A 26111-nucleotide genomic window follows, 5' to 3' on the forward strand; every position below is an offset into this window, starting at 1 on the left:
GATCGGTTGCCTGTGGAGCGGTTACCCGAAGCCACCGGCTCAACCACGTGACGCGTGCCGGCGGACCGAAGTCAACGGTAGTGCTAGGAGCCGGGTGCCGCGTCGTCGCGCGCGGGCCCGCCGGTCCGGCGCAGGCCGAGCACGCAGATGTCGTCACGGCCCACCTCGGGGCCGACCGCCCTGATCACACCCGGAACGAGGTGGTCGAGCGCGTCGGGCAGGCCGGAGGAGGCCACCGCCGCGCACAGCCTCTCGACACCGGCGTCGATGTCGCTGCCGCGGTGTTCCACGAGCCCGTCGGTGTAGCAGAGCAGCAGGTCGCCGGGCCGCAACAGCGTCTCGAACGCGCGGTAGTCCGCGTGGTGCGCGGCACCGGTGATCATCCCGTGCCGGTGCGTCATCGGCCGTGCGACGCCGTCGCGGACCAGCAGCGGGTGCGGGTGGCCCGCGTTGGCGTAGCAGAGCGAGCCCGTCCACGGCGTGTAGACGCCGTAGAACACGGTCGTCATGGTCAGGTCGGCGCACAGGCAGACGAGCCGGTTCAGCTTGCCCAGCACCCGGTCCGGGTCCGGGTTGTGCATCGCGTACGCGCGGATGGTGCTGCGGATGCGGCCCATCGTGACCGCCGCGTCCATGTCGTGCCCGACCACGTCACCGACCGCGACGGCGAGCCGGCCGTCCGGCAGCGTGAAGGCGTCGTAGAAGTCACCGCCCACGCCGATCGCGCCGTCGGCGGGCTGGTAGGCCGCCGCCAGCTCGACACCGGGGGTCAGGGGCAGGTCCGGCGGCAGCATCGCGCGTTGCAGCCGCAACATGAGCTGCCGTTCGTTCTCCAGCTGCGACTCGACGGCGTTCGCGCGCACCACGGCGGCTCGCGCGTCGGCCTCGGCGGCCCGCCGGGCCGTGCGGTCGACGTGCATGCCGCGCAGCGCCACCACCGCGCCGGTCTCGTCCGTCACCGACTCGCCGATCGAGGAGACCACGGCGATCATGCCGTCCTGGCGGCACAGCCTGAACTCGATCTCCGGCGCCGGGGTGTTCGTCTTGAGGGCCTCGAAGTGCGCGCGGACGACGGCCCGGTCGTCGTCGTGCACGAGGTCGAGCACGTCCTCCAGGGTGTCCGGCGACCGGCTGACCCCGGCGATCCGGCACAGGTTCGCCGACCACACGAGCCGGCCGCTGCGCAGGTCGAGCTCCCACGAGCCGGTGCCGCCGGCCCGCTGCGCCCTGTCCAGCTGGTCGGTCCACACCGCCTGCAGCCGCAGGCCCTCCAGCTCGGCGATCTCGTGCGCGCTGGTGAGGTCCTGCACCGTGACGACGGCGGCGACCACCTCGTCGTTGTCGTGCAACGGGAAGCGGTTGAGCAGCAGGTGCCTGGTGGCGTTGTCCAGGTGGACCCGCGTCTTGACGTCGCGGTGCACGGTGCCGGTGCGCAGCACCTCGACGATGCCCGCCTTCACCGCGGCCACGTGGCCCGCCGGGAGCAGCTCCTCCACGGTGCGACCGGTGTGGTCGTGCGGCGGCAAGCCGTGCGCGGTGGCGAACGCCGGGTTGGCGTAGAGGATCCGCATCCGTCTGTCGAAGACGGCGAAGCCCACGGGCGAACCGTCCAGGAAGACCGACTCTTTTCCGTTCGCGAACCACATGGCCGGTCGATCCTCCCTGCTTCACCACACAGGTCCGGGCTCCAAGTCCTCGGCATGACGTGTTCAGGACGGCTGGATACCCGGTTCGCGCACGGGCAAACGCACCCCCGGCTGGACCACACTCCAGGGTGACAGCGCGGGACCGGCGGCTCAGGGCAGCGTCACGCCGACGACGCAGGTGTCGTCGTCGGTGTTCGAGTCGCTGGTGTCGAGCAGGTGGTCGAGCAGCTCGTCCAGGCCCGACCACGGGCGCTGCACCTGGGTGCGCAGCCGTTCCAGGCACTCGTCCAGCGCCAGGTCGCGGCGCTCGACCAGGCCGTCGGTGTAGAGCAGCAGGGTGTCGCCCGGTTCGAGCTGCAGCTCGCCCTCCTGGTAGGTGGCCTCCGAGAGGGCACCCAGCATCAGGCCGCGCAGCATCGGCAGCAGCTCGCCCTGACCGTCCCTGATCAGCACGGGCGGCAGGTGACCGGCCCGCGCCCAGCGCAGCACGCGGGTGACCGGGTCGTACAGGCCGCAGATCGCGGTGGCCATGATGTTCTCGGTGAGGTGGTGGGCCACGAGGTTCAGCCACGTCAGCAGCTGCGCCGGACCCGCGCCGGTCGCGGCGAGCCCGCGCAGCGCGTTGCGCAGCACCACCATCCCGGTCGCGCCCTTGATGCCGTGGCCGGTGATGTCGCCGACCGACACCAGGATCTGCTTGGTCGGCAGGACGACGGCGTCGTACCAGTCACCGCCGACCAGCTCCTCCTGCTCGGCCGGCCGGTAGCGCACGGCCACCCGCAGGCCGAAGGCCTCGATCGTGGGGTGCGTGGGCGGCATGATCACCTGTTGGAGCTGCAGCGTGAGCTTGTTGCGCTCGGCCGCCTCCTGCGCCGTGATCGCGAGCTGGTCCTGGGTGGCCGACAGCGCCACCTCGGTCCAGTGCTGCGCCGACGCGTCCTGGTAGGCGCCCCGCACGGCCAGCAGCGTCCCCTGCGAGTCGAGGACGGGTTCGGCGATGACGCGCACGTGCCGGGTGACGCCGTCGCCGCGCTGCAACCGGAACGCCGCCGCGGACGACCGGTGGTAGTGCAGCACGTTGTGCAGGAACCCGTTGAGCGACGGCACGTCGTCGGGGTGCGCGTGCGCGGTGATCTCCGCCAGCGGCACGGGCCGCTCGTCGGCGCCGCGGCCGTACAGCGAGTGCAGCTGGCTGTTCCAGATGATCCGGCCGCTGGAGAGGTCCTCTTCGAAGCCGCCGACCCGCCCGAGCCGTTGCGCGTGCTGCAGCAGGTTCGCCAGCCGCGCGGCCTCGTCCTGGACCCGCCACACGACCAGCACCAGCACGCCGTGCCGGGTGATGCTCACGCTCGCCGTGACGGTCACCGGCACCTCGTCCACGAGCGCGGCGAGGGTCATGCGGTCGGCGCGGAACGGTTCACCCGTGGAGTGCACGTGCTCGACCTTGTCGAACAGGTTGCCCTCCGCCGCGGCCAGCGGGTAGATCTCCAGCAGCAGCTTGCCCACCACCGTGGCGCGCGGCCGGCCGGCGATGTCCACGAACCGGCCGTTCACGTGGTGCACCCGGAAGTCGGTGACGGTGCCGTCGGCGGAGAGCTCGGGGCCGAGCACGAGCGTCGGGTCGAGCAGCCCGTCGGCGAGGTCGACCAGCTCGGAGGGTGCCGACTTCAGGTGGTCGGGCGTGCTCGGCGCGATGACGTCGAGCGTCGCCGCGCACAGCTCCGCCAGCGCCTCCACCTGCTTGTGCACGCTCAACGGCTGGGGAGTGAGCGGGTCGGGCCAGCAGATCTCCAGCACACCGGTGATCCGGCCGCCGGTGCCCGCGGGCACGGCGACCCGGCCGGGCAGGTCGGCCCCGATCGAGGGCAGTCCCGTCGCGGCGAGGTCCTCCAGCCAGACCGTGGCGCGTTCGACCAGCGCTCGGCGGGCCGGTGTCAGCACACCGGGCGGCACGTACCGCCACCGCCCGGCCTCACCGGCACCGAAACCGGCCTGGCCGGCCAGCGTGAGCGACGAGTCGGCACCCGCCGACCAGATCGCCACCGCGGTCGCACCGAGCGGCGCGAGGGCGTGGGCGAACAGCGACTGGGCGACGGCCTGCGTGTCGTCCGCCCGCAGCGCGGCGCTCTCCGCCGTCCGCAACCGGATCGCCGTCGTGGCGTCCGGTTCGTCGGCCACGACCGGCGCGGCGGTCAGCCCGTCGCCCGCCACCTCGTTGATGATCTCCACGGCCAGCTGGAGCTGCGTGGTGCCCGCCCGTTCGGCCAGCTGCGCCAGCTGTTGCGCGGCCTGCGCGGGACCGCAGCGCAACCGTTCGACGAGCACGCCCTTGGCGAGCTCGACCAGTGCCCGGCCGTCCGCGGCGGCCCGCGCCTCGTCGACCTCCCTGTGCAGGCGAGCGACCGTTCCCGCGAGCCGGCCGATCCCCGCCTCACCGGCGGTCACCGAGGACGCATCCACCGCAGAGCGCAGGCGACGAGGTCGTCGGCGTCCACCGGCTTGGTGACGTAGTCGTTGGCGCCGGAGGCGATGCTCTTGTCCCGGTCACCCGGCATGGCCTTCGCCGTCACCGTGATGATCGGCAGGTCCGCGTGGTCCGGCATGGCGCGGATCGCCGAGGTGGCGGCGTACCCGTCCATCTCCGGCATCATCACGTCCATCAGGATCAGGTCGATCTCCGGGTGGCCGACCAGCGTCTCGATGCCCTCCCTGCCGTTCTCCGCGTGCAGCACCGTCACACCGTGCAGCTCCAGGATGCTGCTGAGCGCGAAGAGGTTGCGGGCGTCGTCGTCGACGATCAGCACCGTCCGGCCGTTCAGCTGCCCGTTCGCCTGGCGGGCCGCCGGTGGCCGCGGCTGCTCGGGCCGCACCAGCGGCAGCACGTCCTCCGGGCCCTCGGCGTTGAGGTGCAACGCGATCCGCTCGCGCAGTTCGTCCAGACTGGACAGCAGCTCGAGCGGCCGGGTGCCGGTGCGCTCCTGCAACCGCTGCTCGAAATCGGTGGAGAGCCTGCGGTTGTTGTGCGCCAGCACCGGGGTCGTGCTCGCGGCGGGGTCACCGTCGAGCGCGTCGAGGAACCGCAGCGCGGCGTCGTCGGGCAGGTCCAGCTCCAGCACCACGCAGTGGTAGGGCTCGGTGGCCAGCGCCGCCGCGGCCTCCTGCTCGCCGACCGCCGTCACGACCTCGGCGGTGCCACGCGGGTCGTTGCTGGCCGACAGGTCGGTCACCGCGCTCTGCGCCACGAGCGAGAGCAGGCCCTGCGGCCGTTCCTCCACCACGAGGAGCCGGCGCCGGTGGCCGTGGGTCGCGGGCGGCGCCACCTCCACCGACGTGGGTGCCGCCTGGCTGTGGGCGTCGGTGACCGGCTCGCGGTAGTCCGCCCGGTGCACCGGCAGGTAGAGGGTGAACGAGCTGCCCTCGCCCAGGGTGCTGTCGGCGGTGATCGAACCGCCGAGCAGGTAGGCGATCTCGCGACTGATCGACAGGCCCAGGCCGGTGCCGCCGTACTTGCGGCTGGTCGTGCCGTCGGCCTGCTGGAACGCTCCGAAGATCGACTCCAGCTGGTGGTCGGCGATGCCGATGCCGGTGTCGCTGACGCGGAACGCGATGGCCGGACCGTGCTCGCGCACCGCGTGCGGGAGCTGGTCGGGGTCGGCGAGCTCGATGCGCAGCTCCACCCCGCCGGTCTCGGTGAACTTCACCGCGTTGGAGAGCAGGTTGCGCAGCACCTGCTGCAGCCGGGTGTCGTCGGTGATCAGCTGCTCCGGCGTGCCCGGCGCGGTGGTGATCTGGAAGTTCAGGCCCTTCTGCGTGGTGAGCGGCCGGAACGTGACCTCGACGTAGTCCAGCAGCCGCCGCAGCGACACCGGCTCGGGGGAGATGTCCATCTTGCCCGCCTCGACCTTGGACAGGTCGAGGATGTCGTTGATCAGCTGCAGCAGGTCCGAGCCGGCGGAGTGGATGATGCCCGCGTACTCCACCTGCTTCGGGGTGAGGTTGCGGCTCGGGTTCTGCGCGAGCAGCTGGGCGAGGATCAGCAGGCTGTTCAACGGGGTGCGCAGCTCGTGGCTCATGTTGGCCAGGAACTCCGACTTGTACTTCGACGCCAGCGTGAGCTCCTGGGCGCGGACCTCCAGCTGCTGCCGCGCCTGCTCGATCTCCAGGTTCTTCGCCTCGATGTCGCTGTTCTGGATGGCGAGCAGCTCCGCCTTCTCCTCCAGCTCCTTGTTGGAGCGCTGCAGCTCCTCCTGGCGGGCCTGCAGCTCACCGGAACGCGACTGCAGCTCCACCGCGAGCCGCTGGGACTCGGTGAGCAGCTCGTCGGTGCGCGCGTTGGCGATGATGGTGTTGACGTTGACGCCGATGGTCTCCATCAGCTGTTCGAGGAAGTCGCGGTGGATGTCGGTGAAGCGGTGCACCGAGGCGACCTCGATGACGCCGAGGACCTGGTCCTCCACGACGATCGGCAGCACGACCAGGTTCACCGGCGCCGTCCGGCCCAGACCGGACGTGATGGCGACGTAGTCGGCCGGCATCGCGTCCACGGCGATGGTGCGGCGGCTGCGCGCGGCCTGGCCGACGAGTGACTGGCCGAACCGGAACCGGGTCGGCCGCGAGTCGTCGTCGGGGTGGCCGTAGGAGCTGATCAACCGCAGCTCCTGCTGGTCGTCCGCGTCGTCGGCCAGGTAGAACGCGCCGAACTGGGCCGACACCAGCGGCGTCAGCTCGTCCATGATCAGCTCGGCGACGACGGCCAGGTCCCTGCGGCCCTGCATCAGGCCGGAGATGCGGGCCAGGTTGGACTTCAGCCAGTCCTGGTCCTGGTTGGCCTTGGTGGAGGCGCGCAACGACTCCACCATCGAGTTGATGTTGTCCTTGAGCTCGGCGACCTCGCCGGAGGCCTCGACGGTGATCGACCGGGTCAGGTCGCCCTCGGCCACCGCGCTGGTCACCCCGGCGATGGCGCGCACCTGCCTGGTGAGGTTCTCGGCGAGCTCGTTGACGTTCTCGGTGAGCCGCTTCCACGTGCCGGAGACGCCCTCGACCTCGGCCTGGCCGCCGAGCCGGCCCTCGCTGCCGACCTCGCGCGCCACGCGGGTCACCTCGGCGGCGAACGAGCTGAGCTGGTCGACCATCGTGTTGATCGTCGTCTTCAGTTCGAGGATTTCGCCGCGGGCGTCCACGTCGATCTTCTTCGTCAGGTCGCCCTGCGCGACCGCGGTGGTGACCTGGGCGATGTTGCGGACCTGGTTGGTCAGGTTGTTCGCCATGAAGTTGACGTTGTCGGTCAGGTCCTTCCACGTGCCCGCCACGTTCGGGACGCGCGCCTGACCGCCGAGCATGCCCTCGGTGCCCACCTCGCGCGCGACGCGGGTGACCTCGTCGGCGAACGCCGACAGCGTGTCAACCATCGTGTTGATCACGCCGGCCAGCGCGGCGACCTCGCCCTTGGCCTCGACCGTGATCTTCTGCGACAGGTCGCCGCGGGCGACCGCCGTGGCGACCTGGGCGATGGACCGCACCTGGTTCGTCAGGTTGGACGCCATCAGGTTGACGTTGTCGGTGAGGTCCTTCCACGTGCCCGACACACCGCGCACCGTGGCCTGCCCGCCCAGGTTGCCCTCGGTGCCGACCTCGCGGGACACGCGGGTGACCTCGTCGGCGAACCCGGACAGCTGGTCGACCATCGTGTTGATGGTCTCCTTGAGCTCCAGGATCTCGCCCCGGGCGTCGACGCGGATCTTCTGCGACAGGTCACCGCGCGCCACCGCCGTCGTGACCTGGGCGATCGACCGGACCTGCGCGGTGAGGTTGTCGGCCATGATGTTGACCGACTCCGTGAGGTCCTTCCACGTGCCGGACACGCCCTTCACGTCGGCCTGCCCGCCCAGCCGGCCGTCCGTGCCGACCTCGCGGGACACGCGGGTGACCTCGTCGGCGAAGGACGAGAGCTGGTCGACCATCGTGTTGATGGTGTCCTTCAGCTCCAGGATCTCGCCGCGGGCCGTCACGGTGATCTTCTGCGACAGGTCGCCGCGCGCGACCGCCGTGGCGACCTGGGCGATGGACCGCACCTGCGCGGTCAGGTTGCCCGCCATGAAGTTCACCGAGTCGGTGAGGTCGCGCCAGGTGCCGGACACGCCCTTCACGTCGGCCTGGCCGCCGAGGATGCCGTCGGTGCCGACCTCGCGGGAGACGCGGGTGACCTCGTCGGCGAACGACGAGAGCTGGTCGACCATCGTGTTGATGGTGTTCTTCAGTTCGAGGATCTCACCGCGCGCGGTGACCGTGATCTTCTGGCTCAGGTCGCCGCTGGCCACCGCGGTGGTCACCTGCGCGATGTTGCGGACCTGGTCGGTCAGGTTGCCCGCCATGAAGTTCACCGAGTCGGTGAGGTCGCGCCAGGTGCCCGACACGCCCTGCACGTCGGCCTGGCCGCCGAGTCGTCCCTCGCTGCCGACCTCGCGCGCCACGCGGGTGACCTCGTCGGCGAACGACGACAGCTGGTCGACCATCGTGTTGACGGTGTTCTTGAGCTCCAGGATCTCGCCGCGCGCGTCGACGTCGATCTTCTGGCTGAGGTCGCCGCGGGCCACCGCCGTCGCCACCTGCGCGATGTCGCGCACCTGGCTGGTCAGGTTGCCCGCCATGGCGTTCACCGAGTCGGTGAGGTCCTTCCAGGTGCCGGACACGCCGGGCACCTCGGCCTGTCCGCCCAGCCGGCCGTCCGTGCCGACCTCACGGGCGACACGGGTCACCTCGGAGGTGAACAGCGACAGCTGGTCGACCATGCCGTTGAAGACGGTGGCGATCTCACCGAGCAGCCCGTTGGACTCGTCGGGAAGGCGGATGCCGAAGTCGCCGTCGCGCACCGCTGTCAGTCCGGCGAGCAACTGCCGCAGCTCCGGCAGGTCCGCCGCCTCTCTGGCGCCGTCCTGCCCCTGAGAACGTTCTGCCTGCGAGGTCTTGGTGACCATCGGTTCGCTGCCTCCACGGCATGGCGCAATATGCGTGAGAGGAGACACCTGCGGGTTCAAGCGCGCTCCGGTGAACCTGAGCGATCTTACGCGATCAAGCCTGGGCCGGGATGCCGCGATGGATGGAACCCGCTGGTGCTCAATGCCCTGCCACGGTGGGCAAATCACCTTCGAGTGATGTTCACCGGCGCGGAAAGCCCCTGCGGGCAGCGACGCCGGGTAGCGTGCAAGCCGCGCTGGGGGAGCAGCGCGATGATGCGGAGGCCGTCTGTGCTCGTTGAAGAAGACTCCAGGTCGTTGGTCGTCGACCTGTCGATCGAGCCGGACACGAACACGGCGGTGCTGCGGGGCAGCGTCGAGGACGTCCTGCGCGACCTCGGCGAGGACCACCGCTACGACGTCCTGCTGGTGATCACCGAGCTGGCCGCCAACGTGCTGGACCACGCCGGGGGCGTCGGCCGGCTGCGCATCTTCCGCAGCCCGGCTCCCTGCCGCACCTGGGTGGAGGTCGACGACGGGTCGGAGCAGCAGCCGGTGCCGGGGCACTCGCGGCTCGGCAGCGACCGGGGGCGCGGGATGGTGATGGTGAACGGCATCTCCCAGGAGTGGGGACCCGGCCGCGGCCCGGCGGCGGCAAGACCGTGCACGCGCTGATCTCCTGCGGTGCCGAAGACCGTTGCGGCGACGAGATGCCCGCCGCCGACAGCTGACCTATGGTCGTCCCGACCGCCCGACGACTGCGCGTGCACGGGAAAGGACGCGTCGTGACGAGGACCGAGCTGGACGACGAACTGCCGTTGCTGTCCGTGCGCACCCACGACTGCGACGGGGTGGCGGTGACCGAGGTGAGCGGCGAGGTGGACAACTCGGCCCACCTTGTGCTGGACGAGATCCGTGCACAGCTGAGCTCGCAGCCCGCGGCGCTGGTGCTCGACCTGCGCGCGGTGACCTACTTCGGGTCCTCCGGTCTCATGGCACTCGTCAGCAGCCATCAGCAGGCCGAGCGGGCAGAGGCCAGGCTGCTGGTCGTCGCCGACCAGCGCTCGGTGCTGAGGCCGCTCGCGGTGACCCAGGTCGACCAGCTGGTCGAGGTGCACCCGGACGTGGCCACCGCGGTCGCCGCGGCGGGCCGTGCCGCGGTGCCCGCGCCCAGGTCGGGTACCGCCGACAACTGACGTGGTGCTCGGGCGCCCGCGCGAGTGGTGCCGAGCGGTGTCAGGACGAGCAGTCGCAGCGGTACCGCTCGGCGGCGGCGAGCCGGTCGATCACGTCGTGCGCGGGCACCGGTTCGAGACCGCCGGGCGTCACGCGCTCGAAGCGGTCACCGCTGCCGGCAGCGGAACCCGGCGTCCACACGAACACCTCGATCTCGCGGTCCGGGTGTTCGGCGGTCAGCCGTGCGGCGACCGCGTCACCCGCCTCGGCGGTGTCCACGCCGCCTTCCGGTGACCGGGCGGCGACGATCGCGACGAGGTGGGCGTCGTCCTCCCGCCACACGTGCAGCGCGCGCGGGTCGTGGCCTTGGCCGTGGGAGAACGTCCACAGTGGCTCGTCGCGGATCAGCTCGGCGGCCGTTCTGCCCGGCAGGACACGGGTTCCGCTGGTGCCACGCGCGCACCGCAGCCGTGCGAGCTGGTGCAGCAACGCCTGGCGGACGGGCTCGACGTCGGCGACGAGCCCGGCGAGCTCGTCCAGCCCCGCGGCCTCCGGGTGGTCGAGCTGCCACTGCCGCAGCTGCCGCGCCATCGCCGCCTGACCGGCACCGGCGTCGTGGTACTCGTCCTCCAGCCGGTCGCACCACGAGCTGTCGGCCTGCTCCGGCGTCATCGCGGCCAGCTCCCGGATCAGGGCACGCGCTTCGCCGACCTCGGTGCGCAACGCCGCCAACGCGATCGGCAGCATCTCGATGCCCAGTTCCGACGGCTCCCCGGCGACCGGCTGTTCGTCTTCCACTCCCGGCACGATACGAACGCGCACGGCACCACGACATGCCCGACACCCTCCTGACCTCGCAAGTTCGTCAGTCCGTGCGACGTGGCGAGTTCGCACGGTGGCCGTGCGCCGCCCGAAAGAGTGCATCGGACGGTGGTTGAACGACCACCTCGCGGGAATTCCCGGCTCGTCTTTCCCTGACCGCGGGAACGACGAGGAAGACCTGTGACGGGGGACCCGTGAGGAGCTGTCCCGTTGGGCGCCGGTGGACGGGGGCGTCGAACGGTTGACGCGGCGGGGGCGTGGACGATCGGCCGCGCCCCTGTCATCACCGGTGGCGGAGCCGCCCGAACGTGGCGCGGGCGCCGGTGAGAGGATCGCTCGGGTGTCGGAGAGAACCAGTGACACCGAGAAGGCGGCCGGCGTGCTCCGCGCCGGAGGCTTGGTGGCCATGCCAACGGAGACCGTGTACGGCCTGGGCGCGAACGCCGAGGACCCGGTTGCGGTGGCGCGGGTGTTCGAGGTCAAGGGCCGCCCGCCCTCGCACCCGCTGATCGTCCACATCGGCAGCGCGGACCAGCTGGACGACTGGGCGGCGGACGTGCCGGACTCCGCGCGCCTGCTGGCCGGACGCTTCTGGCCGGGACCGCTGACGCTGGTCCTGCGGCGTGGCCCGCGGGTGCCGCTGGAGGCGACCGGTGGCCTGGAGACGGTGGCGCTGCGCGTGCCCGCCCACCCCGTGGCGCTCGCGCTGCTCTCGGCGTTCGGCGGCGGTGTGGCGGCCCCGTCGGCCAACCGGTTCGGCTCGGTCAGTCCCACCACGGCCGACCACGTGCGCGCGGAGCTCGGCGACGCCGTCGACCTCGTGCTGGACGGCGGGCCCTGCCGGGTCGGTGTCGAGTCGACCATTGTGGACGCCACGGCCGACGTCCCGAGTGTGCTGCGGCCCGGTGGTGTGACGAGGGAGGACCTCGAACAGGCGCTGGGCTTCCCGTTGGCGGTCCACGCGACGAGCCGCGTCCGCGTGCCCGGCCAGCACCCCTCGCACTACGCGCCGCGGGCACGGGTCGTGCTGGTCGAGCCGGAGAAGGTCGTGGTCGAGGCGGAGCTCGCGCAGGGGCTGGGGCAGCGGGTGGGCGTGCTGTTGCCGCCTTCTTTCGGCGATGCCGAGGTGAACGCGCACGCCGTCGTGCGGCTCCCCGGCTCGGCCGCCGCGTACGCGCGTGGGCTCTACGGGTTCCTGCGCGAGCTGGACGAACGCGGGTGCGACCTCGTCGTCGCGTCCCTGCCCGAGGAGACCGGCCTGGGTCTCGCGATCGCGAACCGGTTGAACCGGGCCGCGGGACCCCGGCCGGGTGACGGACCTCCGGTGGGTGGCTGAGCGGCGGTCAGGCCGACGGGACGGGAACGTCGAGACCGCGGGCCGCGACGAGGCGGGCGCTGCCGTCGGCGAGCCGGTAGCAGAGGCCGACGACGGCCGCCTTGCCCGCGGCCACCCGGTCGGCGAGCAGGCGGGAGCGCTCCAGCAGCAGGTCGACGGTGCGGCTGACGTGCTCGGCGAGGATCTCCTCCGCCTGCACACGCCCGGCGGCCCGCGCGGCCAGCACGCTGGGCGTCACGCGCTCGACGACGTCCCTGATGTACCCGCCGGGCACCGCGCCGTCCTCCAGCACCGCGCACGCGGCGGCGACCGCGCCGCACGCGTCGTGACCGAGGACGACGACCAGGGGGCAGTCCAGCACGTCCGTGCCGTACTCGACGCTGCCCAGGACCTCCGCGCCGACGACGTGGCCCGCCGTGCGCACCACGAACAGGTCGCCCAGGCCGCGGTCAAAGATGATCTCGGCGGCCAGCCGTGAGTCGGAACAGCCGAAGAGGACGGCGAACGGGCGCTGCGCCGGTGCGATCTCGGCGCGGCGGGTCGCGTCCTGGTTCGGGTGCTCCGGCTCACCGGCGACGAAGCGCTGGTTGCCGGAGAGCAGCAGCTCGAAGGCTTCCTGGGGGGACGGGGAAGTCAGCTCGGCCATGATCACAGCCTAGGTCACGCACCGGGTGCCGCGCTGCCCGTGCGGCCGCGTGGTTGCGTCACACCGACGCCGGACGCTGCTCCGCCCGGCCGCGCCCCACGCCGGCCGCGGGAGAAGGTGGCAGGATCGTCCCGGTGGACGTGGTCAGCAGGAACAACGTGGTCGTGACCGGCGACGAGGCGGGGCAGCCGGTCCTGCTCGCGCACGGTTTCGGCTGCGACCAGCACCTGTGGCGGCTGGTGGTGCCCCCGCTGGCGGCGAGACACCGGGTGGTGCTGTTCGACCACGTCGGCGCCGGCCGGTCCGACCTGTCCGCCTGGACGCCCGAGCGCTACGGCAGCCTCGACGGGTATGCCGACGACGTGCTGGGGATCTGCCGTGAGCTGGACCTGCGCGACGTGGTGCTGGTCGGTCACTCGGTCAGCGCGATGATCGCCGTGCTCGCGGCGAACGCGGAGCCGGAGCGGTTCGCGAAGCTGGTGCTGCTGACCCCGTCACCGTGCTATGTGGACGAAGAGGGCTACCGGGGCGGGTTCAGCCGTGCGGACATCGACGAGCTGCTGGGTGCGCTGGAGTCGAACTACCTCGGCTGGTCGGCGGCGATGGCGCCGGTGATCATGGACAACCCCGACCGGCCGGAGCTGGGCGACGAGCTGACCAACAGCTTCTGCCGCACCGACCCGGTGATCGCGCGGGCGTTCGCCAGGACCACGTTCCTGTCCGACAACCGGGCGGACCTGGCGAAGGTCTGCGTGCCCACGCTGGTCGTCCAGTGCGCCCGGGACGCGATCGCGCCACGCGAGGTCGGCCGGTTCGTGCACGAGCAGGTGCGCGGCAGCGAGCTGGTGACGCTGGACGCGGTCGGGCACTGCCCGCAGCTCAGCGCACCCCGGGCGACGGCGGAGGCGATCATGCGGTTCGTGAGCGGGCGGTGATGTGCGCGGCGGGCGACCTGCCCGAGTCGGCGGCGGGTGGTCACGGCGGCACCGACCCCGCGTTCTCGGCCCTGCTGGAGGACAGCGCGGAGGACCTCTACGACAACGCGCCGTGCGGGTACGTGTCGACGTTGCTCGACGGGACCATCGCGAAGATCAACGCGACACTGCTGCGCTGGCTCGGCCGTGACCGGGACGCGGTGGTGGGCCGGATGAGCTTCCCCGACCTGCTCACCGTCGGCGGCCGGATGTACTACGAGACGCACTTCGCGCCGTTGCTGCACATGCAGGGCGAGCTCGGCGGCGTCGCCTTGGAGCTGAAGGCGGCCGACGGCACCCGCTTGCCGGTGCTGCTGACCTCGACCGTCAAGACCGGCGCCGACGGCCAGGCGCAGCTCATCCGCATCTCGGTGTTCGACGCGCGTGACCGGCGCAGGTACGAGCAGGAGCTGCTGCGCGCCCGCGAGCAGGCCGAGCGCGAACGGGACCGGGTGCAGCAGCTCGCCAGGACGCTGCAGCAGACCCTGCTGCCGCCGGCCCTGCCCGCCGTGCCCGGCATGGACGTCGCCGCCTACTACCACCCGGCGTCGCTCGACCAGGTCGGTGGCGACTTCTACGACCTGTTCCCGCTGTCCGGCGACACGTGGGGGTTCTTCCTCGGCGACGTGTCCGGCAAGGGCGAGAACGCCGCCGTCGTGACGTCGCTGATCCGGTACACGCTGCGCGGCGCCGCGGTCTACGACCCGGACCCCACCAGCGTGCTCGGGCACCTGAACACCGTGCTCTACCAGGCTTACCAGGGCGAGTTCCCGCGGTTCTGCACGGTCGTCTACGGCAGCATCCGCCTCGACGGCGACGGCGCCGTGATGACCCTGGCCGGCGGCGGGCACACGCCGGCGTTGATCTTCCGGGCCGGCGGCACCTCGTCGTTGCTGCACCTGCACGGCGGGCAGCTCGTCGGCGCGTTGCCGCAGGCGCGCTTCGTCGCCGGCGAGGTCCGCCTCGGGCCGGGTGACGCGGTCCTGCTCTACACCGACGGCCTGACCGAGGCGCGGACCGGCGTGGACGCCTGGTACAGCGAGGAGGACCTCAGGGAGGACCTGGCCGGCCTGGCACCGGCCACCGCCTCCGCCGTGATCGGCGCCGTGTCCGAGCTGCTGGACCGCCTCGGTGACGGTGTCGAGGACGACACCGCCCTGCTGGCGCTGAGCGTGCGGCCGCCGGAAGGCCGCGGGACGTGAGCGACGACCTCTTCTCGGTGACCGTTGCACCCACCGCTGCCGGGCAGGTGCTGACGATCAGGGGAGATCTCGACGCGCACACCGCGCCCGAGGTCCTGCGCGCGATCAACGCTCTCACCCCGGCAGCGGGGCAGCTGCTGGTCGTGGACCTGGGCGAGCTGCGGTTCTGCGACTCCAGCGGCATCTCGGCGTTCATCGCCGCGCGCAACCTGGTCGTCGCCGCGCAGGCGGAGATCGCCCTGGCCGGTGTGCCGCGTCAGATCCAGCGGGTGCTCCGCATGATCGGCCTGGACGGGCTGTTCACGTTCCGGCCGAGCGCCGAGGACGCGGTGGCGGCGCACCGCGCCGATCAGGACGGCGGCCGCTGAGTCCGCCCGCCGCGGTCGTCAGGGCGTGGCCGTGCACCGCATGACCGCCCACACGGACTTGCCCACCGCGCGGCGGACCGTGCCCCACTGCTCGGACAGCTGGTCCACGAGCACCAGGCCGCGGCTGCGCACGGACTCGGTCGAGGACGGCTTGAGCTGGGGCAGGTCCGGGGACGCGTCCTCGGCGACGATGCTGACGACACAGGGTTCCGCTGACATGCGGAGCTTCAGCCGTGCCGGGAACAGTGCGTGGTCGAACACGTTGGCCGCGAGCTCGGTGACCACCAGGAGCACGTCGACGAGATCGTCCTCCACCAGGTCGGAGAGCAACGACTCGGCCCACCTGCGCACCTTGGCGGTGTCCGGAACAGCACGGACGAGTTCCAGCGTGCGCCACCCGTCAGCAGTGTTCCCTTCGGCCGGTACCCGGCCTCGTTCTGCTGGCTTCACACCACTTGAGGTACCTCGGTGGAACCACGCGAAACCCGACGGTAGCCAAGGGCAGGGCATGGTGCCCGTGTGTCGGCCGCCCCCACGCGTGAGCCGGGCCCCGGGATGGCGGACGTCACACCGCCCGTGCGACCGGCCCGAAAATATTCCCGATCTCGCGATCGATCCCACCCTGTGGCCACCGCAGCACGGTGCGCGGCAACGCGGCCAGACTGCGGGGACCCGACGAGAGGGGGATCGGTGGGAGCACCACTGCACCTGGCCGTCGCACTGCCCGTGACCGGGGAGTTCACCGCGCGGTACTGGATCGAGACCGTACGGGCGGCCGAGGACGCCAAGCTGGACTTCGTGACGTTCGACGACTCGCTGGGCGGCACACCCGGCCTCGACGCGGTCCTGGTCGCGGCCAGGGTCGCGCCGCTGACGTCGAGGATCGGCCTGGTTCCGACGGCGGTCGTCACGCACACGGAGCCGTTCCACGTGTCGAAGGCGATCGCGACACTCGACTACGTCAGCGGCGGACGCGCCGGCGTGCTGCTCGACGTCGCACCGGATCCGGCACACGCCAAGCACTTCGGCCGTCGTGAGATCGGCTCTCCCGGCGAGCTGTGGGAGGAGGCCGCCGACTACGCCGAGGTGCTGCGCCGGTTGTGGGACAGCTGGGAGGACGACGCGGAGATCCGCGACGTCACCACCGGGCGGTTCGTCGACCGGGAGAAACTGCACTACATCGACTTCGAGGGCCGCTGGTTCGACGTCCGCGGCCCGTCGATCACGCCGCGGCCGCCGCAGGGGCAGCCGCTGATCGCCGCCGCCGAGCCCGGCTTCGCGGACGTCGTGTTCTCCCACGACGCCTCCGCGTCCGACCGACTCGTGTACCGCGACGTCGACGCGACCGCGACCCCCGACGAGCTGCTGGCGTGGCAGGCGGAGGGCTTCGCCGGGTTCCGCCTGCACGGCGACCTGGACGCGGTCACGCGGGACCTCGTCCCGCGGCTGCGGGAGCGCGGGCTGTTCCGCACCGAGTACGAGCACCCGACCCTGCGTGCGCGCCTCGGTCTCACCCGGCCGGAGAACCGTTACGCGGCGGGGAGTGCGCGATGACCAAGCAGATCCACCTCGCCGCGCACTTCCCCGGCGTGAACAACACGACGGTCTGGAGCGATCCCGCGGCGGGCAGCCACATCGAGTTCTCCTCGTTCGTCCACCTGGCACAGACGGCGGAACGGGCGAAGTTCGACTTCTTCTTCCTCGCGGAGGGCCTGAGGCTGCGCGAGCAGGGCGGGCGGATCTACGACCTGGACGTGGTCGGCCGCCCGGACACGTTCACCGTGCTCGCCGCGCTGGCCGCCGTCACCGACCGCCTCGGGCTGGCCGGCACGATCAACTCGACGTTCAACGAGCCGTACGAGGTGGCCCGGCAGTTCGCCTCGCTCGACCACCTCTCGGCCGGCCGGGCCGCCTGGAACGTCGTGACGTCGTGGGACGCGTTCACCGGTGAGAACTTCCGCCGCGGCGGGTTCCTCGCGCGGGAAGACCGCTACACCAGGGCGGAGTCGTTCCTGCGCACCGCGTGGAAGCTCTTCGACACCGGCGTCGGCCCGTTCGAGCACACCGACCGGCACTTCGACATCAGCGGGACCTTCGGGGTCCCGCGGTCTCCGCAGGGCCGTCCGGTGATCCTCCAGGCCGGCGACTCCGAGGAGGGCCGCGAGTTCGCCGCGGCCACGGCCGACGCGATCTTCTCCCGGTACGCGACCCTGGAGGAGGGACAGCGGTTCTACCGCGACGTGAAGGGCCGGCTGGCGAGGCACGGCCGGTCGCCCGAGCAGCTGAAGATCCTGCCCGCGGCCACGTTCGTCCTCGGCGACACCGACGCGGACGCGCAGGAGAAGGCCGCGGAGGTGCGGCGCCAGCAGGTCAGCGGCGCTACCGCGATCCGGTTCCTGGAGCAGGTGTGGAACCGCGACCTGAGCGGCTACGACCCGGACGGCCCGTTGCCCGAGGTCGAGCCGCTCACCGGCGAGAACACCATCGCCAAGGGCAGGGCGAGCGTGCGGATGTTCAAGGATCCCGTTGCCACCGTGCGGGAGTGGCGGGAGAGGGCCGCGGCGAAGAACCTGTCGATCCGCGACCTCGTGATCGACGTGAGCGCCCGGCAGACGTTCACCGGATCGGCCGCCAGCGTGGCCACGCAGATCAACGACCTGGTGCAGCAGGACGCGGCGGACGGCTTCATCCTGGTGCCGCACGTGACGCCCGGCGGCCTGGACGAGTTCGCCGACACCGTGGTGCCGCTGCTGCAGGACCGCGGTGTCTTCCGGGCCGACTACACCGGCCCGACCCTGCGTGATCACCTCGGTGTCCGATAGTTGTTCACCACGTGGACGCCCTTGCCCGCATGATCGGCGGGTCCTTACGGTGAGTTGTGGGCGCCGCGCCCCGCTTCTGACTCACCTGGCCGACAAGGACCTGTCATGTCCTCTGCCCTCGCCTTACCGTCCACAAAGGACAGATCTGACGATCTGGCCGCGTTGTCCGTTGTGCCCGCCCGCCACCCGTGGCGGTGGGTGGGCATCGCGGTCGTGCTGGTGCTCGTCGCCCAGTTCGTGCACGGCCTGGTCACCAACCCCGGCTGGGACTGGCCGACGTTCGCCCGCTACTTCACCGCCGAGTCGATCCTGCGCGCGGTGGGCACCACCATCGTGCTCACCGTGCTCGGGACCGTCCTCGGGTTCGCGCTCGGCATCGTGGTGGCGCTGCTGCGGCTGTCCCGCAGCGTGTTCCTGCAGGGTGTCGGCTGGACCTACGTGTGGGCGTTCCGCTCGATCCCGCTGATCGTGCAGCTGCTGTTCTGGTTCAACATCTCCTACCTCTACCAGCGGTTGTCGGTCGGCATCCCGTTCGGCCCGGAGTTCTACTCCTTCGAGACCGTGCAGCTGATCAGCCCCATGGGCGCCGCCGTCCTCGGGCTCGCGCTGCACCAGGCCGCCTACGCCGCCGAGATCGTGCGCTCCGGCGTGATCTCGGTCGAGCCGGGCCAGCTGGAGGCCGCCGCCGCGCTGGGCGTGCCGAAGGGCCGCCAGCTGCGCAGGATCGTGCTGCCGCAGGCGATGCGCGCGATCCTGCCGAACGCGGCGAACGAGGTGATCAGCCTGTTCAAGGGCACCTCGGTGGTGTCGGTGATGGCGATCGGCGAGCTGTTCTACCAGGTGCAGGTCGTCTACGGCCGCAACGCGCGGGTCGTGGCGCTGCTCATGGTCGCGACCGTCTGGTACATCATCCTGACCACGCTGCTCTCGATCGGCCAGCACTACGTGGAGCGGTACTTCGCGCGAGGAGCCCGCCGGTGATCGAGGTTCTGGGCGTGCACAAGAGCTTCGGCACCCACGAGGTGCTGCGCGGGGTCTCCCTGGAGGTCGCGGCCGGTGAGGTCGTGGTGGTGCTGGGACCGTCCGGCTCCGGCAAGTCGACGCTGCTGCGCACGATCAACCACCTGGAGAAGGTCGACCGCGGGTTCGTCAGCATCGACGGCGCGCTGGTCGGGTACCGGCGGTCCGGGCGCAAGCTGTACGAGCTCAAGGAACGCGAGGTGCTCAGGCAGCGCGCGCAGATCGGGTTCGTCTTCCAGAACTTCAACCTGTTCCCGCACCTGACCGCGCTGGAGAACGTCGTCGAGGCACCGCTGGCCCACGGCCGTCCGCGCGCCGAGGTCCGCGCGGAGGGCCGCTCGCTGCTCGCACGGGTCGGCCTGGCGGACAAGGAGGACGCGTACCCGCGGCAGCTCTCCGGCGGTCAGCAGCAACGCGTCGCGATCGCCCGCGCCCTGGCCACGCGCCCGAAGGTCGTGCTGTTCGACGAGCCCACCTCCGCGCTCGACCCCGAGCTGGTCGGCGAGGTGCTGGACGTGCTGCGCGACCTGGCCAGGTCCGGCACGACGATGGTCGTCGTCACGCACGAGATCGGCTTCGCCCGCGAGGTGGCCGACCGCATCGTCTTCCTCGACGAGGGAGTGGTCGTCGAGGAGGGCACGCCGAGCGCGGTGCTCGACCACCCCGTCCACGAGCGCACCCGCGCTTTCCTGTCCAAGGTGCTGTGAAGGAGTTCGTTGTGCGCAAGTCACTTCTCGCCGGTCTGGTGCTGGTGCTCGCGGCGTGCGGGACCGCGGAGAGCGAGCCGGCCGCCGTGTCCGGCCTGAACGTCAGCCTGGGTCCCGACCAGAACCGGGTGACGGCGGCCAGAGACGACAAGATCGCCGCGAAGGTGCCGGAGAAGTTCCGCTCCAAGGGCGAGCTCGTCGTGGGCGGAGACACAGGTACCGCACCACCTCTGCGGTTCTACGCCACAGACGACCGCACGGTGATCGGTGTGGAGACCGACATCGCGTTCCTCGTCGCGGACGTGCTGGGGCTCAAGCCGCGGCTGGAGACGTCGTCGTGGGAGAACCTGTTCGTCGGCATCGACAGCGGCGCCGTGGACGTGGGCCTGTCGAACATCACGGTCACGGAGGCGCGCAAGGAGAAGTACGACTTCGCCACCTACCGGCTGGACACGCTCGCGTTCGAGGCGAAGAAGGGCGGCACCTGGAAGGTGAAGGAGCCCAAGGACGTGGCGGGCAAGGTGATCGCGGTGACCTCGGGCACGAACCAGGAGAAGATCCTGGTCGACTGGAGCGCCCAGAACGTCGCGGCGGGCCTGAAGGCCACCGACATCAAGTACTTCCAGAAGTCCTCGGACTACTACCTGGCGCTGCAGTCCGGGCGCATCGACGCCTACCTCGGCCCCAACCCCACGGCGGCCTACCACGCGGCCGCGTCCGGGGAGACCGAGGTGATCGGCACCTTCTCCGGTGGCGCGTCGGTGCAGGGCAAGATCGCCGTGACCACGTTGAAGGGCAACGGGTTGGTCGTGCCCGTGCAGGAGGCGCTCAACCAGCTGATCGCGAACGGCAAGTACGCGGAGGTGTTGAAGCGCTGGGGCCTGGCCGACGAAGCCGTGCCGGCCTCGGAGATCAACCCGCCGGGCCTGCCGAAGACCTCCTGAGGAGCCTGTCGTGCGACTCGTGCTGACCATCGAGACCGACGACGACCAGGCCGCGGCGCGGTTGCTGGGCGCGTTGCAGGACGTGGGCCTGGTGTCCGCGGAGCCCGATCCCGAGGTGCGGATCCTGCCGCACGCCCGGCAGGTGCGCCACCGCGACACCACGGTCGAGCTGACCCGGCTGGAGTTCGACCTGCTGCTGCACCTGTGCGAGCACCCCGACCGCGCGCACCGGCGCCGTGAGCTGATGTCGGCGGTGTGGGGCATCCACGACGACCACAGCGGCGGCCGCACGGTCGACGTGCACGTGCGGCGGGTGCGGCAGAAGCTCGGCGCCGCCGGTGACGTGATCCAGACCGTGCGCGGCGTCGGCTACCTGGTCGCCGCGGGCCGGGTGCGGATCGACCGCGCGGCCGACGTGGTGCGGCTGGCCGACCGCCGCGCCGGATGAGCCCGGTGGCCTCCCGATGCCTCCTCGGGAGGCCACCGCTTCGCCTTGGGAAGACAGCGGGTGGCCGAAACCGGTGGCGCGGCGGGTCACCGGGAACCGCCGCGCGAAGCCGGAGGGTGGTCGGGACGGGCTTCAGGCCCGCCGCTCGTCGTGGTGCAGCCTGCGGAGCGTCCACAGCCCGTACAGGGCCAGCAGCGGTTTGAGGAGCAGCCACTCGCCGAAGCGGTAGTCGGCCGCGGGCACGAGCCGTTCGGCGAGGTCGGGGCGCTGCCGCCGCAGGTAGGCGCGGGCCTTGAGCGCGTGGGCCGGCTGGGAGACGATCTTGATGCGGTCGGCGTCCTCGATCAGCGGGATCACGTTCGTGACGTTCTCCCACGTCGTCCTGCTCTCCTCTTCGAGCAGCACCGTGCCGTCGAACCCGAGCACGGACCTGGCGTGGCCGGCCATCAGCCGGGCCTCCGAGGCACCGGCACCGGTCGCGCCACCGGTGAAGATCACGCGCGTGGCCCGGCCGTCGCCGGCGGACACGGAGCGCAGACCGGCACGCACCCGCCAGCGGTTGACGAGGTTCGCGGTCGTCCCGGTGTTCCGGTAGCCCAGCACCACCACGGCCTCGGAGCCACCCTCGCCAGGCCGCACGAGCACGCCGGACCACCGCCGGTTCAGCCACTCTCCCCAGCCCAGGGCCACCACCGCGGCCACCGCCACCCCGGTCCGCAGTTTCATGCACCGACTCTAAACCAGTTGCTCCGCCCCGCTCGCCCGGTGTTGCATCGAGGCACCGGAGCACGGGGGAGCTGATCGATGCACGACGGCGAGATCGCCACGGACGTGTCCCTTGTGGACGAACTGGTCCGCACGCAGTTCCCGCGCTGGCACGGCCTGCAGATCACCCAGCTCCGGCACGGCGGCACCGACCACGCCATCTACCGCCTGGGTGACGAGCTCGCGGTCCGGCTGCCGCGCATCGGGTGGTCGCGCGACCAGGCCGAACGGGACGCCGTCACCGTGCCGAGGCTCGCACCGCACCTCCCGGTGGCCGTTCCCGAGCCGCTGGAGCTCGGTGAGCCCACCGAACGCTACCCGTACCGCTGGTCCGTGGTGCGCTGGCTGGACGGCGAGACGCTCCCGGTCGAGCGGACCGCCGACGACACGCCGCACCGGCTGGCCGAGGTGGTCGCCGCACTGCACGGCGTCGACGCGACGGGAGTCGAGTGGACCACCTATCGCGGCCGTCGTGACCAGTCCGGTTCCGACGACCTGGTGCGCAAGAACATCGCCGTGCTCGGTGACGACCCGCGGCTCGTGGCGGTGTGGGAGGAGGCGCTGGCGGCACCGCGCTGGGACGGGCCCGGCCGCTGGCTGCACGCCGACCTGCACGAGGGCAACCTGCTCTTCACCGCGGGCACCCTGACCGGTGTGATCGACTGGGGCAGCGCCGGCGTGGGCGATCCGGCGGGCGACCTGATGACGGCCTACCTGTACCTGGACGAACGGGGTCGCGCGGCGTTCCGGCGCGAGGTCGGGTTCGACGACGCCGCGTGGGCGCGAGCACGCGGCTGGGCGCTGCAGATGGCGGTGCTGGCGCTGCCGTACTACCGGGACACGAACCCGTTCCTGGTCAGGATCGCCCAGCACATCCTCGGCCAGCTACTGGCGGAACGCGCCGGGTGAGACGCCCGCCTCGCGGGTGAAGAACTTCGTGAAGTTCGTGGCCTCGCTGAACCCCAGCCGGTGCCCGACGGCCGCCGACGACAGGTCCGTGTGCACGAGCAGGCGCTTGGCCTCCAGCGCCACCCGCGCGTCGATCAATGCCTTGGCCGACCGGCCGGTCGCCGCCACGCAGATCCGGTTCAGGCTGCGCACCGAGTAGCCGACGCGGGCCGCGTAGTCGGCGGCGTTGCGGGTGACCGCGAACGACCGCTCCAGCTCCTGCTGGAACCGTTCGAACCGGGGGTCACCCGGTCCGCCGGAGGCCGCGGGCAACCGGGCGATGCGCAGCAGGAGCACGCCCGTGAGCTGCCGCAGCAGTTCGACCGGCGCACCGGAGCCGACCACGCGCCGGTACTCGTGCCGCAGGTCGCGCGCGGCCCGGTCCAGCACGGCCCGTTCCCCGGCGGGCACCACCCACCGCACCGGGCCGAACGGGCTGAGCAACGGCCGGGCGCCGTCGAGCGGTGGCGGGAACGCGGGCGTGAACAGCACGACGTGCGCCTTCAACGTGCCGGTGGGCAGCCGCAGAACGCGGCCGGGGCTGACGTGCAGCAGCGTGCCGGGTCCGCACGGGTGGTCCACGAAATCGACCATGCAGGAGCCGCGTCCGGCGGTGACGAGGAACAGCTGGTGGAAGTCGGTCCTGTGCACCTGCGTCAGCGTGTTCTCGCTGAGCCTGCGCCGCAGCTGGGCGAGGTCCACCGCCTCCAGTCCCAGCCGCGGGCGGTCGGGGTTGCTGAAGCCGAACTCGACGAGCTGTCCACTTCTGACCATGGTGGAGCCGGATCTTACCTCGTCCGGCGGCCACCGGCGCGGCAGAGTTTCCGGCATGGACAACAAGGAACTCGTGCTCAAGGCCGCCGGCGAGCTGTTCGGCGCCAAGGACCCGTCCGCTGTGGACCGCTGGGTCGCACCGGACTACCGCCAGCACAGCGCGCTGATCGGTGACGGCCCCGAGGCGTTGCGCGGGCTCGTCGCCAACCTGCCGGAGGGCTTCCACTACGAGCTGGCACGGGTCGTCGCCGACGGTGACCTCGTTGCGCTGCACGGCGTCTACCACGGCTTCGGCCCGCAGCCGCTGGTCGCGTTCGACCTGTTCCGCGTCGAGAACGGCAAGCTCGCCGAGCACTGGGACGCGCTCACCCCCGTCGTCGAGCGGACCGCCAGTGGACGGTCCCAGACGGACGGTCCCGCGGCACCGGCCGACGCCGACACCGAGCGGTCCCGCTCGCTCGTGGGCGAGTTCGCGCAACGGGTCCTGCGGGACGCCGACTACTCCGTGCTGACCGACTTCATCTCGACCGAGACCTACCTGCAGCACAACCCCGAGGCCGCCGACGGCCTCGACGGGTTCGGTGCCGCCGCCGCGAGGTGGGCCGAGCAGGGCCGCCACCTCCTCTACAAGACCGTGCACCGGGTCGTGGCGGAGGGCGACCTGGTGCTGCTGCAGTCCGAGGGCGAGTTCGGCGAGCCGGTCGCGTACTGGGACCTGTTCCGGGTCGCCGACGGCCGGATCGTCGAGCACTGGGACGTGATCGCACCGGTCCCGGCCGAGCTGCCGCACGGCAACGGCCTGTTCTGACCATGATGACCGCACTGCCGTTGCGCGACTACCGGGACGCGGTCGCGCTGGACGAACCGTTCCACCCGCTCCACCCGCCCGCGCCGGCGGCCCGCCTCGGCGTGCTGACCGGCCGTGCGCTGCGGCTGCTCGGCGAGGACCCGCGAGTGGGCCGGTTCGCCCTCCCGCACATCCCCGCCGAGCAGCGGCGGTTGCTGCGGTCGTTGCTGACCGTGCGCGAACCGGCCCCGCTGGCGACTGACCTGCAGGCCGTGCTCGACGCGGTGCTCGGCGGCGAACGCGAGCAGTACGCGCTGACCGATGCCCGGTCGCTGCCCGCACCGATCGCCGTGTGGCGCGGCGACATCACCCTGCTCAAAGCCGATGCCATCGTGAACGCCGCGAACGACGCTCTGCTGGGCTGTTTCCAGCCGGTACACCCGTGCGTCGACAACGCGATCCACGCCGCCGCCGGTCCACGGCTGCGCGCGGACTGCCACCGGATCATGGCCGCGCAGGCCGCGCCGGAACCCACCGGCATCGCCAAGATCACCCGCGGCTACCACCTGCCCGCGCCGTTCGTGCTGCACACCGTCGGCCCGATCGTGCGCGGTGACCTCAGGCCTGCTCACGAGACCGCGTTGGCCGACGCGTACCGGTCCTGCCTCGACCTGGCCGCCGAGGTCGGCGCGATCCGCACGGTCGCGTTCTGCGGGATCAGCACCGGGCTCTTCGGGTTCCCGAGGCAGCCCGCGGCCCGCATCGCGGTGGACGTCGTGCGCGACTGGCTCGCCGCACGTCCCGGCCGGCTCGACCGCGTCGTGTTCGTGACCTACACCGCCCAGGACGAGGCGGCCTACCGGGAGGTCCTGCGATGACGGTCGAACGCCTGCTGGACGAGGCGGACCGGGTGCTGGTCGCGGCGGGCGCGGGACTGTCGGCGGCGGCCGGGTACGACTACACCGACACCCGCCGGTTCGCCGAGCTCTTCCCGGTGTTGCACCGGATGGGCCTGCGGGCCCGCTATCAGCTGATCGGCCTGCCGCTGCCACCCCGGCTGCTCTGGGGCTACTGGTCCGTGCACGTCGACGACATCCGGTTCGGCCCGGCACCGAACCCGATGTACGCGCGGCTGCGCGAGGTCATCGGCGCGCGCGACAACTTCGTGCTGACGTCCAACGTCGACGGGTTGTTCGCCCGCAACGGTTTCACCGACGTCTGGTCACCGCAGGGCGACTACGGGCGTTACCAGTGCGAGACGCCGTGCACGCGCGAGACGTGGGACAGCAGGCCGATCGTCGAGGCAGCGCTCGCCGGCCTCGACCCGGAGACGGGGGAGGCGTCGGCGGTGCCCACCTGCCCGCGGTGTGCCGGACCGGTGTTCCTCAACGTGCACAAGGGACCCGAGTACGTCGCCGACCACTACGCACCGGACGGTCAGCGGTTGCGCGAGTGGGTGAACCGCCCCGGGGACCTGCTCGTCGTGGAGATCGGCGCCGGGTACAGCACGCCCACGGTGATCCGCCGGCCGGTGGAGTCGCTGGTGCGCGGACTGCCGCGGGCGCGGCTGGTGCGGATCAACCGGGACCACGCCGAGGTGCCCGCTGATCTTGCTGAGCGGTCGGTGTCCGTCCGGGCCGACGTCGCGGAGGTGCTGGGCTTGCCGTGACCGCGTCGGCGCGGCAGCGGAAAACTGGTGCGGTCCCGTCACCGAGGGGCCGCGCCGGTGCGCTCTGTCGGACTGAAGGACGTCGCGCGCCATAGCACGTC

The 26111-nt window shown here is 71.7% G+C and carries 24 protein-coding genes; 16 read left to right on the forward strand and 8 right to left on the reverse strand.

What is annotated here, in order from left to right:
- Positions 1-83 precede the first annotated feature (83 nt).
- The 3 genes from ADL03_RS14535 to ADL03_RS14545 form a co-directional block, all read right to left on the reverse strand.
- Positions 84-1646 carry a SpoIIE family protein phosphatase gene (locus ADL03_RS14535; protein ID WP_053733883.1) on the reverse strand — a complete coding sequence of 521 codons (1563 nt, stop codon included), beginning with the start codon at positions 1644-1646 and terminating at the stop codon, positions 84-86.
- 150 nt (positions 1647-1796) lie between these two features.
- Positions 1797-4091: a PP2C family protein-serine/threonine phosphatase gene (locus ADL03_RS14540; protein WP_231641835.1), complete on the reverse strand. Its 2295-nt coding sequence runs from the start codon at positions 4089-4091 to the stop codon at positions 1797-1799.
- Positions 4088-8623, reverse strand: coding sequence for a HAMP domain-containing protein (locus ADL03_RS14545; RefSeq protein ID WP_053733885.1), 4536 nt, complete (start codon positions 8621-8623; stop codon positions 4088-4090). Before ADL03_RS14545 ends, ADL03_RS14540 begins: the two co-directional genes overlap by 4 nt.
- Positions 8624-8893: 270 nt before the next feature.
- Here ADL03_RS14545 and ADL03_RS14550 point away from each other — a divergent pair, with 270 nt between their 5' ends.
- Together ADL03_RS14550 and ADL03_RS14555 are read left to right on the forward strand one after the other, a co-directional pair.
- The gene (locus ADL03_RS14550; protein ID WP_053733886.1) at positions 8894-9277 is read left to right on the forward strand and encodes a hypothetical protein; all 384 of its coding nucleotides are present in this window, start codon (positions 8894-8896) and stop codon (positions 9275-9277) included.
- Between the two features lie 110 nt (positions 9278-9387).
- The gene (locus ADL03_RS14555; RefSeq protein WP_053733887.1) at positions 9388-9798 is read left to right on the forward strand and encodes an STAS domain-containing protein; all 411 of its coding nucleotides are present in this window, start codon (positions 9388-9390) and stop codon (positions 9796-9798) included.
- A gap of 40 nt (positions 9799-9838) precedes the next feature.
- On the opposite strand, the gene ADL03_RS14560 is transcribed toward ADL03_RS14555, so the two are convergent.
- Entirely contained in the window at positions 9839-10576 is a 738-nt protein-coding gene (locus ADL03_RS14560; RefSeq protein WP_053733888.1) for a hypothetical protein, read from the reverse strand.
- Between the two features lie 364 nt (positions 10577-10940).
- Between ADL03_RS14560 and ADL03_RS14565 the strand changes: the two genes are divergently transcribed.
- On the forward strand, positions 10941-11936 hold the full coding sequence (locus ADL03_RS14565; RefSeq protein WP_053734016.1) for an L-threonylcarbamoyladenylate synthase: 996 nt from the start codon (positions 10941-10943) through the stop codon (positions 11934-11936).
- A 7-nt stretch (positions 11937-11943) separates the two neighbouring features.
- Here the strand turns inward: ADL03_RS14565 and ADL03_RS14570 are convergent, their stop codons facing one another.
- Complete coding sequence (locus tag ADL03_RS14570; protein WP_197288342.1) at positions 11944-12573, reverse strand: carbonic anhydrase; 630 nt, start codon at positions 12571-12573, stop codon at positions 11944-11946.
- A gap of 143 nt (positions 12574-12716) precedes the next feature.
- Here ADL03_RS14570 and ADL03_RS14575 point away from each other — a divergent pair, with 143 nt between their 5' ends.
- Genes ADL03_RS14575 through ADL03_RS14585 form a run of 3 tightly spaced genes read left to right on the forward strand, consistent with a single transcriptional unit; the run spans position 12717 to position 15126 of the window.
- Positions 12717-13517: an alpha/beta fold hydrolase gene (locus tag ADL03_RS14575; RefSeq protein ID WP_053733889.1), complete on the forward strand. Its 801-nt coding sequence runs from the start codon at positions 12717-12719 to the stop codon at positions 13515-13517.
- The gene (locus ADL03_RS14580; protein ID WP_197288343.1) at positions 13517-14758 is read left to right on the forward strand and encodes a SpoIIE family protein phosphatase; all 1242 of its coding nucleotides are present in this window, start codon (positions 13517-13519) and stop codon (positions 14756-14758) included. Before ADL03_RS14575 ends, ADL03_RS14580 begins: the two co-directional genes overlap by 1 nt.
- Entirely contained in the window at positions 14755-15126 is a 372-nt protein-coding gene (locus tag ADL03_RS14585; protein WP_053733890.1) for an STAS domain-containing protein, read from the forward strand. The genes ADL03_RS14580 and ADL03_RS14585 overlap by 4 nt, the downstream gene beginning before the upstream one ends.
- Positions 15127-15144: 18 nt before the next feature.
- Here ADL03_RS14585 and ADL03_RS14590 read toward each other — a convergent pair whose 3' ends face one another.
- Positions 15145-15477, reverse strand: coding sequence for an ATP-binding protein (locus tag ADL03_RS14590; RefSeq protein WP_053733891.1), 333 nt, complete (start codon positions 15475-15477; stop codon positions 15145-15147).
- Between the two features lie 339 nt (positions 15478-15816).
- Between ADL03_RS14590 and ADL03_RS14595 the strand changes: the two genes are divergently transcribed.
- The 6 genes from ADL03_RS14595 (at position 15817) to ADL03_RS14620 (ending at position 21067) form a co-directional block, all read left to right on the forward strand.
- Positions 15817-16680, forward strand: coding sequence for an LLM class flavin-dependent oxidoreductase (locus ADL03_RS14595; RefSeq protein ID WP_053733892.1), 864 nt, complete (start codon positions 15817-15819; stop codon positions 16678-16680).
- A complete protein-coding gene (locus tag ADL03_RS14600) occupies positions 16677-17948 on the forward strand; it encodes an LLM class flavin-dependent oxidoreductase (protein ID WP_053733893.1) in 1272 nt (423 codons plus the stop codon). The genes ADL03_RS14595 and ADL03_RS14600 overlap by 4 nt, the downstream gene beginning before the upstream one ends.
- Before the next feature lie 105 nt (positions 17949-18053).
- Positions 18054-18929 carry an amino acid ABC transporter permease gene (locus ADL03_RS14605; RefSeq protein WP_053733894.1) on the forward strand — a complete coding sequence of 292 codons (876 nt, stop codon included), beginning with the start codon at positions 18054-18056 and terminating at the stop codon, positions 18927-18929.
- On the forward strand, positions 18926-19675 hold the full coding sequence (locus ADL03_RS14610) for an amino acid ABC transporter ATP-binding protein (RefSeq protein WP_053733895.1): 750 nt from the start codon (positions 18926-18928) through the stop codon (positions 19673-19675). Before ADL03_RS14605 ends, ADL03_RS14610 begins: the two co-directional genes overlap by 4 nt.
- Positions 19672-20619 (forward strand): ABC transporter substrate-binding protein, encoded by a 948-nt coding sequence (locus ADL03_RS14615; RefSeq protein WP_053733896.1) that lies wholly within the window; start codon positions 19672-19674, stop codon positions 20617-20619. Before ADL03_RS14610 ends, ADL03_RS14615 begins: the two co-directional genes overlap by 4 nt.
- A 10-nt stretch (positions 20620-20629) precedes the next feature.
- Entirely contained in the window at positions 20630-21067 is a 438-nt protein-coding gene (locus tag ADL03_RS14620) for a winged helix-turn-helix domain-containing protein (RefSeq protein ID WP_053733897.1), read from the forward strand.
- A gap of 132 nt (positions 21068-21199) precedes the next feature.
- Here ADL03_RS14620 and ADL03_RS14625 read toward each other — a convergent pair whose 3' ends face one another.
- Positions 21200-21793 carry a YdcF family protein gene (locus tag ADL03_RS14625; RefSeq protein ID WP_053733898.1) on the reverse strand — a complete coding sequence of 198 codons (594 nt, stop codon included), beginning with the start codon at positions 21791-21793 and terminating at the stop codon, positions 21200-21202.
- A gap of 78 nt (positions 21794-21871) precedes the next feature.
- Here ADL03_RS14625 and ADL03_RS14630 point away from each other — a divergent pair, with 78 nt between their 5' ends.
- Positions 21872-22741 carry an aminoglycoside phosphotransferase family protein gene (locus ADL03_RS14630; protein ID WP_053733899.1) on the forward strand — a complete coding sequence of 290 codons (870 nt, stop codon included), beginning with the start codon at positions 21872-21874 and terminating at the stop codon, positions 22739-22741.
- On the opposite strand, the gene ADL03_RS14635 is transcribed toward ADL03_RS14630, so the two are convergent.
- Complete coding sequence (locus tag ADL03_RS14635) at positions 22718-23554, reverse strand: AraC family transcriptional regulator (RefSeq protein ID WP_053733900.1); 837 nt, start codon at positions 23552-23554, stop codon at positions 22718-22720. The two genes, ADL03_RS14630 and ADL03_RS14635, sit on opposite strands and share 24 nt — an antisense overlap.
- Before the next feature lie 55 nt (positions 23555-23609).
- Between ADL03_RS14635 and ADL03_RS14640 the strand changes: the two genes are divergently transcribed.
- Genes ADL03_RS14640 through ADL03_RS14650 form a run of 3 tightly spaced genes read left to right on the forward strand, consistent with a single transcriptional unit; the run spans position 23610 to position 26010 of the window.
- Entirely contained in the window at positions 23610-24362 is a 753-nt protein-coding gene (locus ADL03_RS14640; protein WP_053733901.1) for a nuclear transport factor 2 family protein, read from the forward strand.
- 2 nt (positions 24363-24364) lie between these two features.
- On the forward strand, positions 24365-25219 hold the full coding sequence (locus ADL03_RS14645; protein WP_053733902.1) for a protein-ADP-ribose hydrolase: 855 nt from the start codon (positions 24365-24367) through the stop codon (positions 25217-25219).
- Positions 25216-26010 carry an NAD-dependent protein deacetylase of SIR2 family gene (locus tag ADL03_RS14650; protein ID WP_053733903.1) on the forward strand — a complete coding sequence of 265 codons (795 nt, stop codon included), beginning with the start codon at positions 25216-25218 and terminating at the stop codon, positions 26008-26010. The genes ADL03_RS14645 and ADL03_RS14650 overlap by 4 nt, the downstream gene beginning before the upstream one ends.
- Positions 26011-26111 lie beyond the last annotated feature (101 nt).

The sequence above is a fragment of the Nocardia sp. NRRL S-836 genome, assembly GCF_001279525.1.
Classification (GTDB): Bacteria; Actinomycetota; Actinomycetes; order Mycobacteriales; family Pseudonocardiaceae; genus Lentzea.

Bases quoted from the DNA above. Each gene is read 5' to 3' on its own strand.
- ADL03_RS14535 (WP_053733883.1), bottom strand. From the start codon at position 1,646: ATGTGGTTCGCGAACGGAAAAGAGTCGGTCTTCCTGGACGGTTCGCCC.
- ADL03_RS14545 (WP_053733885.1), bottom strand. From the start codon at position 8,623: ATGGTCACCAAGACCTCGCAGGCAGAACGTTCTCAGGGGCAGGACGGC.
- ADL03_RS14580 (WP_197288343.1), top strand. From the start codon at position 13,517: ATGTGCGCGGCGGGCGACCTGCCCGAGTCGGCGGCGGGTGGTCACGGC.
- ADL03_RS14600 (WP_053733893.1), top strand. From the start codon at position 16,677: ATGACCAAGCAGATCCACCTCGCCGCGCACTTCCCCGGCGTGAACAAC.
- ADL03_RS14605 (WP_053733894.1), top strand. From the start codon at position 18,054: ATGTCCTCTGCCCTCGCCTTACCGTCCACAAAGGACAGATCTGACGAT.
- ADL03_RS14625 (WP_053733898.1), bottom strand. From the start codon at position 21,793: ATGAAACTGCGGACCGGGGTGGCGGTGGCCGCGGTGGTGGCCCTGGGC.
- ADL03_RS14630 (WP_053733899.1), top strand. From the start codon at position 21,872: ATGCACGACGGCGAGATCGCCACGGACGTGTCCCTTGTGGACGAACTG.
- ADL03_RS14635 (WP_053733900.1), bottom strand. From the start codon at position 23,554: ATGGTCAGAAGTGGACAGCTCGTCGAGTTCGGCTTCAGCAACCCCGAC.
- ADL03_RS14640 (WP_053733901.1), top strand. From the start codon at position 23,610: ATGGACAACAAGGAACTCGTGCTCAAGGCCGCCGGCGAGCTGTTCGGC.
- ADL03_RS14645 (WP_053733902.1), top strand. From the start codon at position 24,365: ATGATGACCGCACTGCCGTTGCGCGACTACCGGGACGCGGTCGCGCTG.
- ADL03_RS14650 (WP_053733903.1), top strand. From the start codon at position 25,216: ATGACGGTCGAACGCCTGCTGGACGAGGCGGACCGGGTGCTGGTCGCG.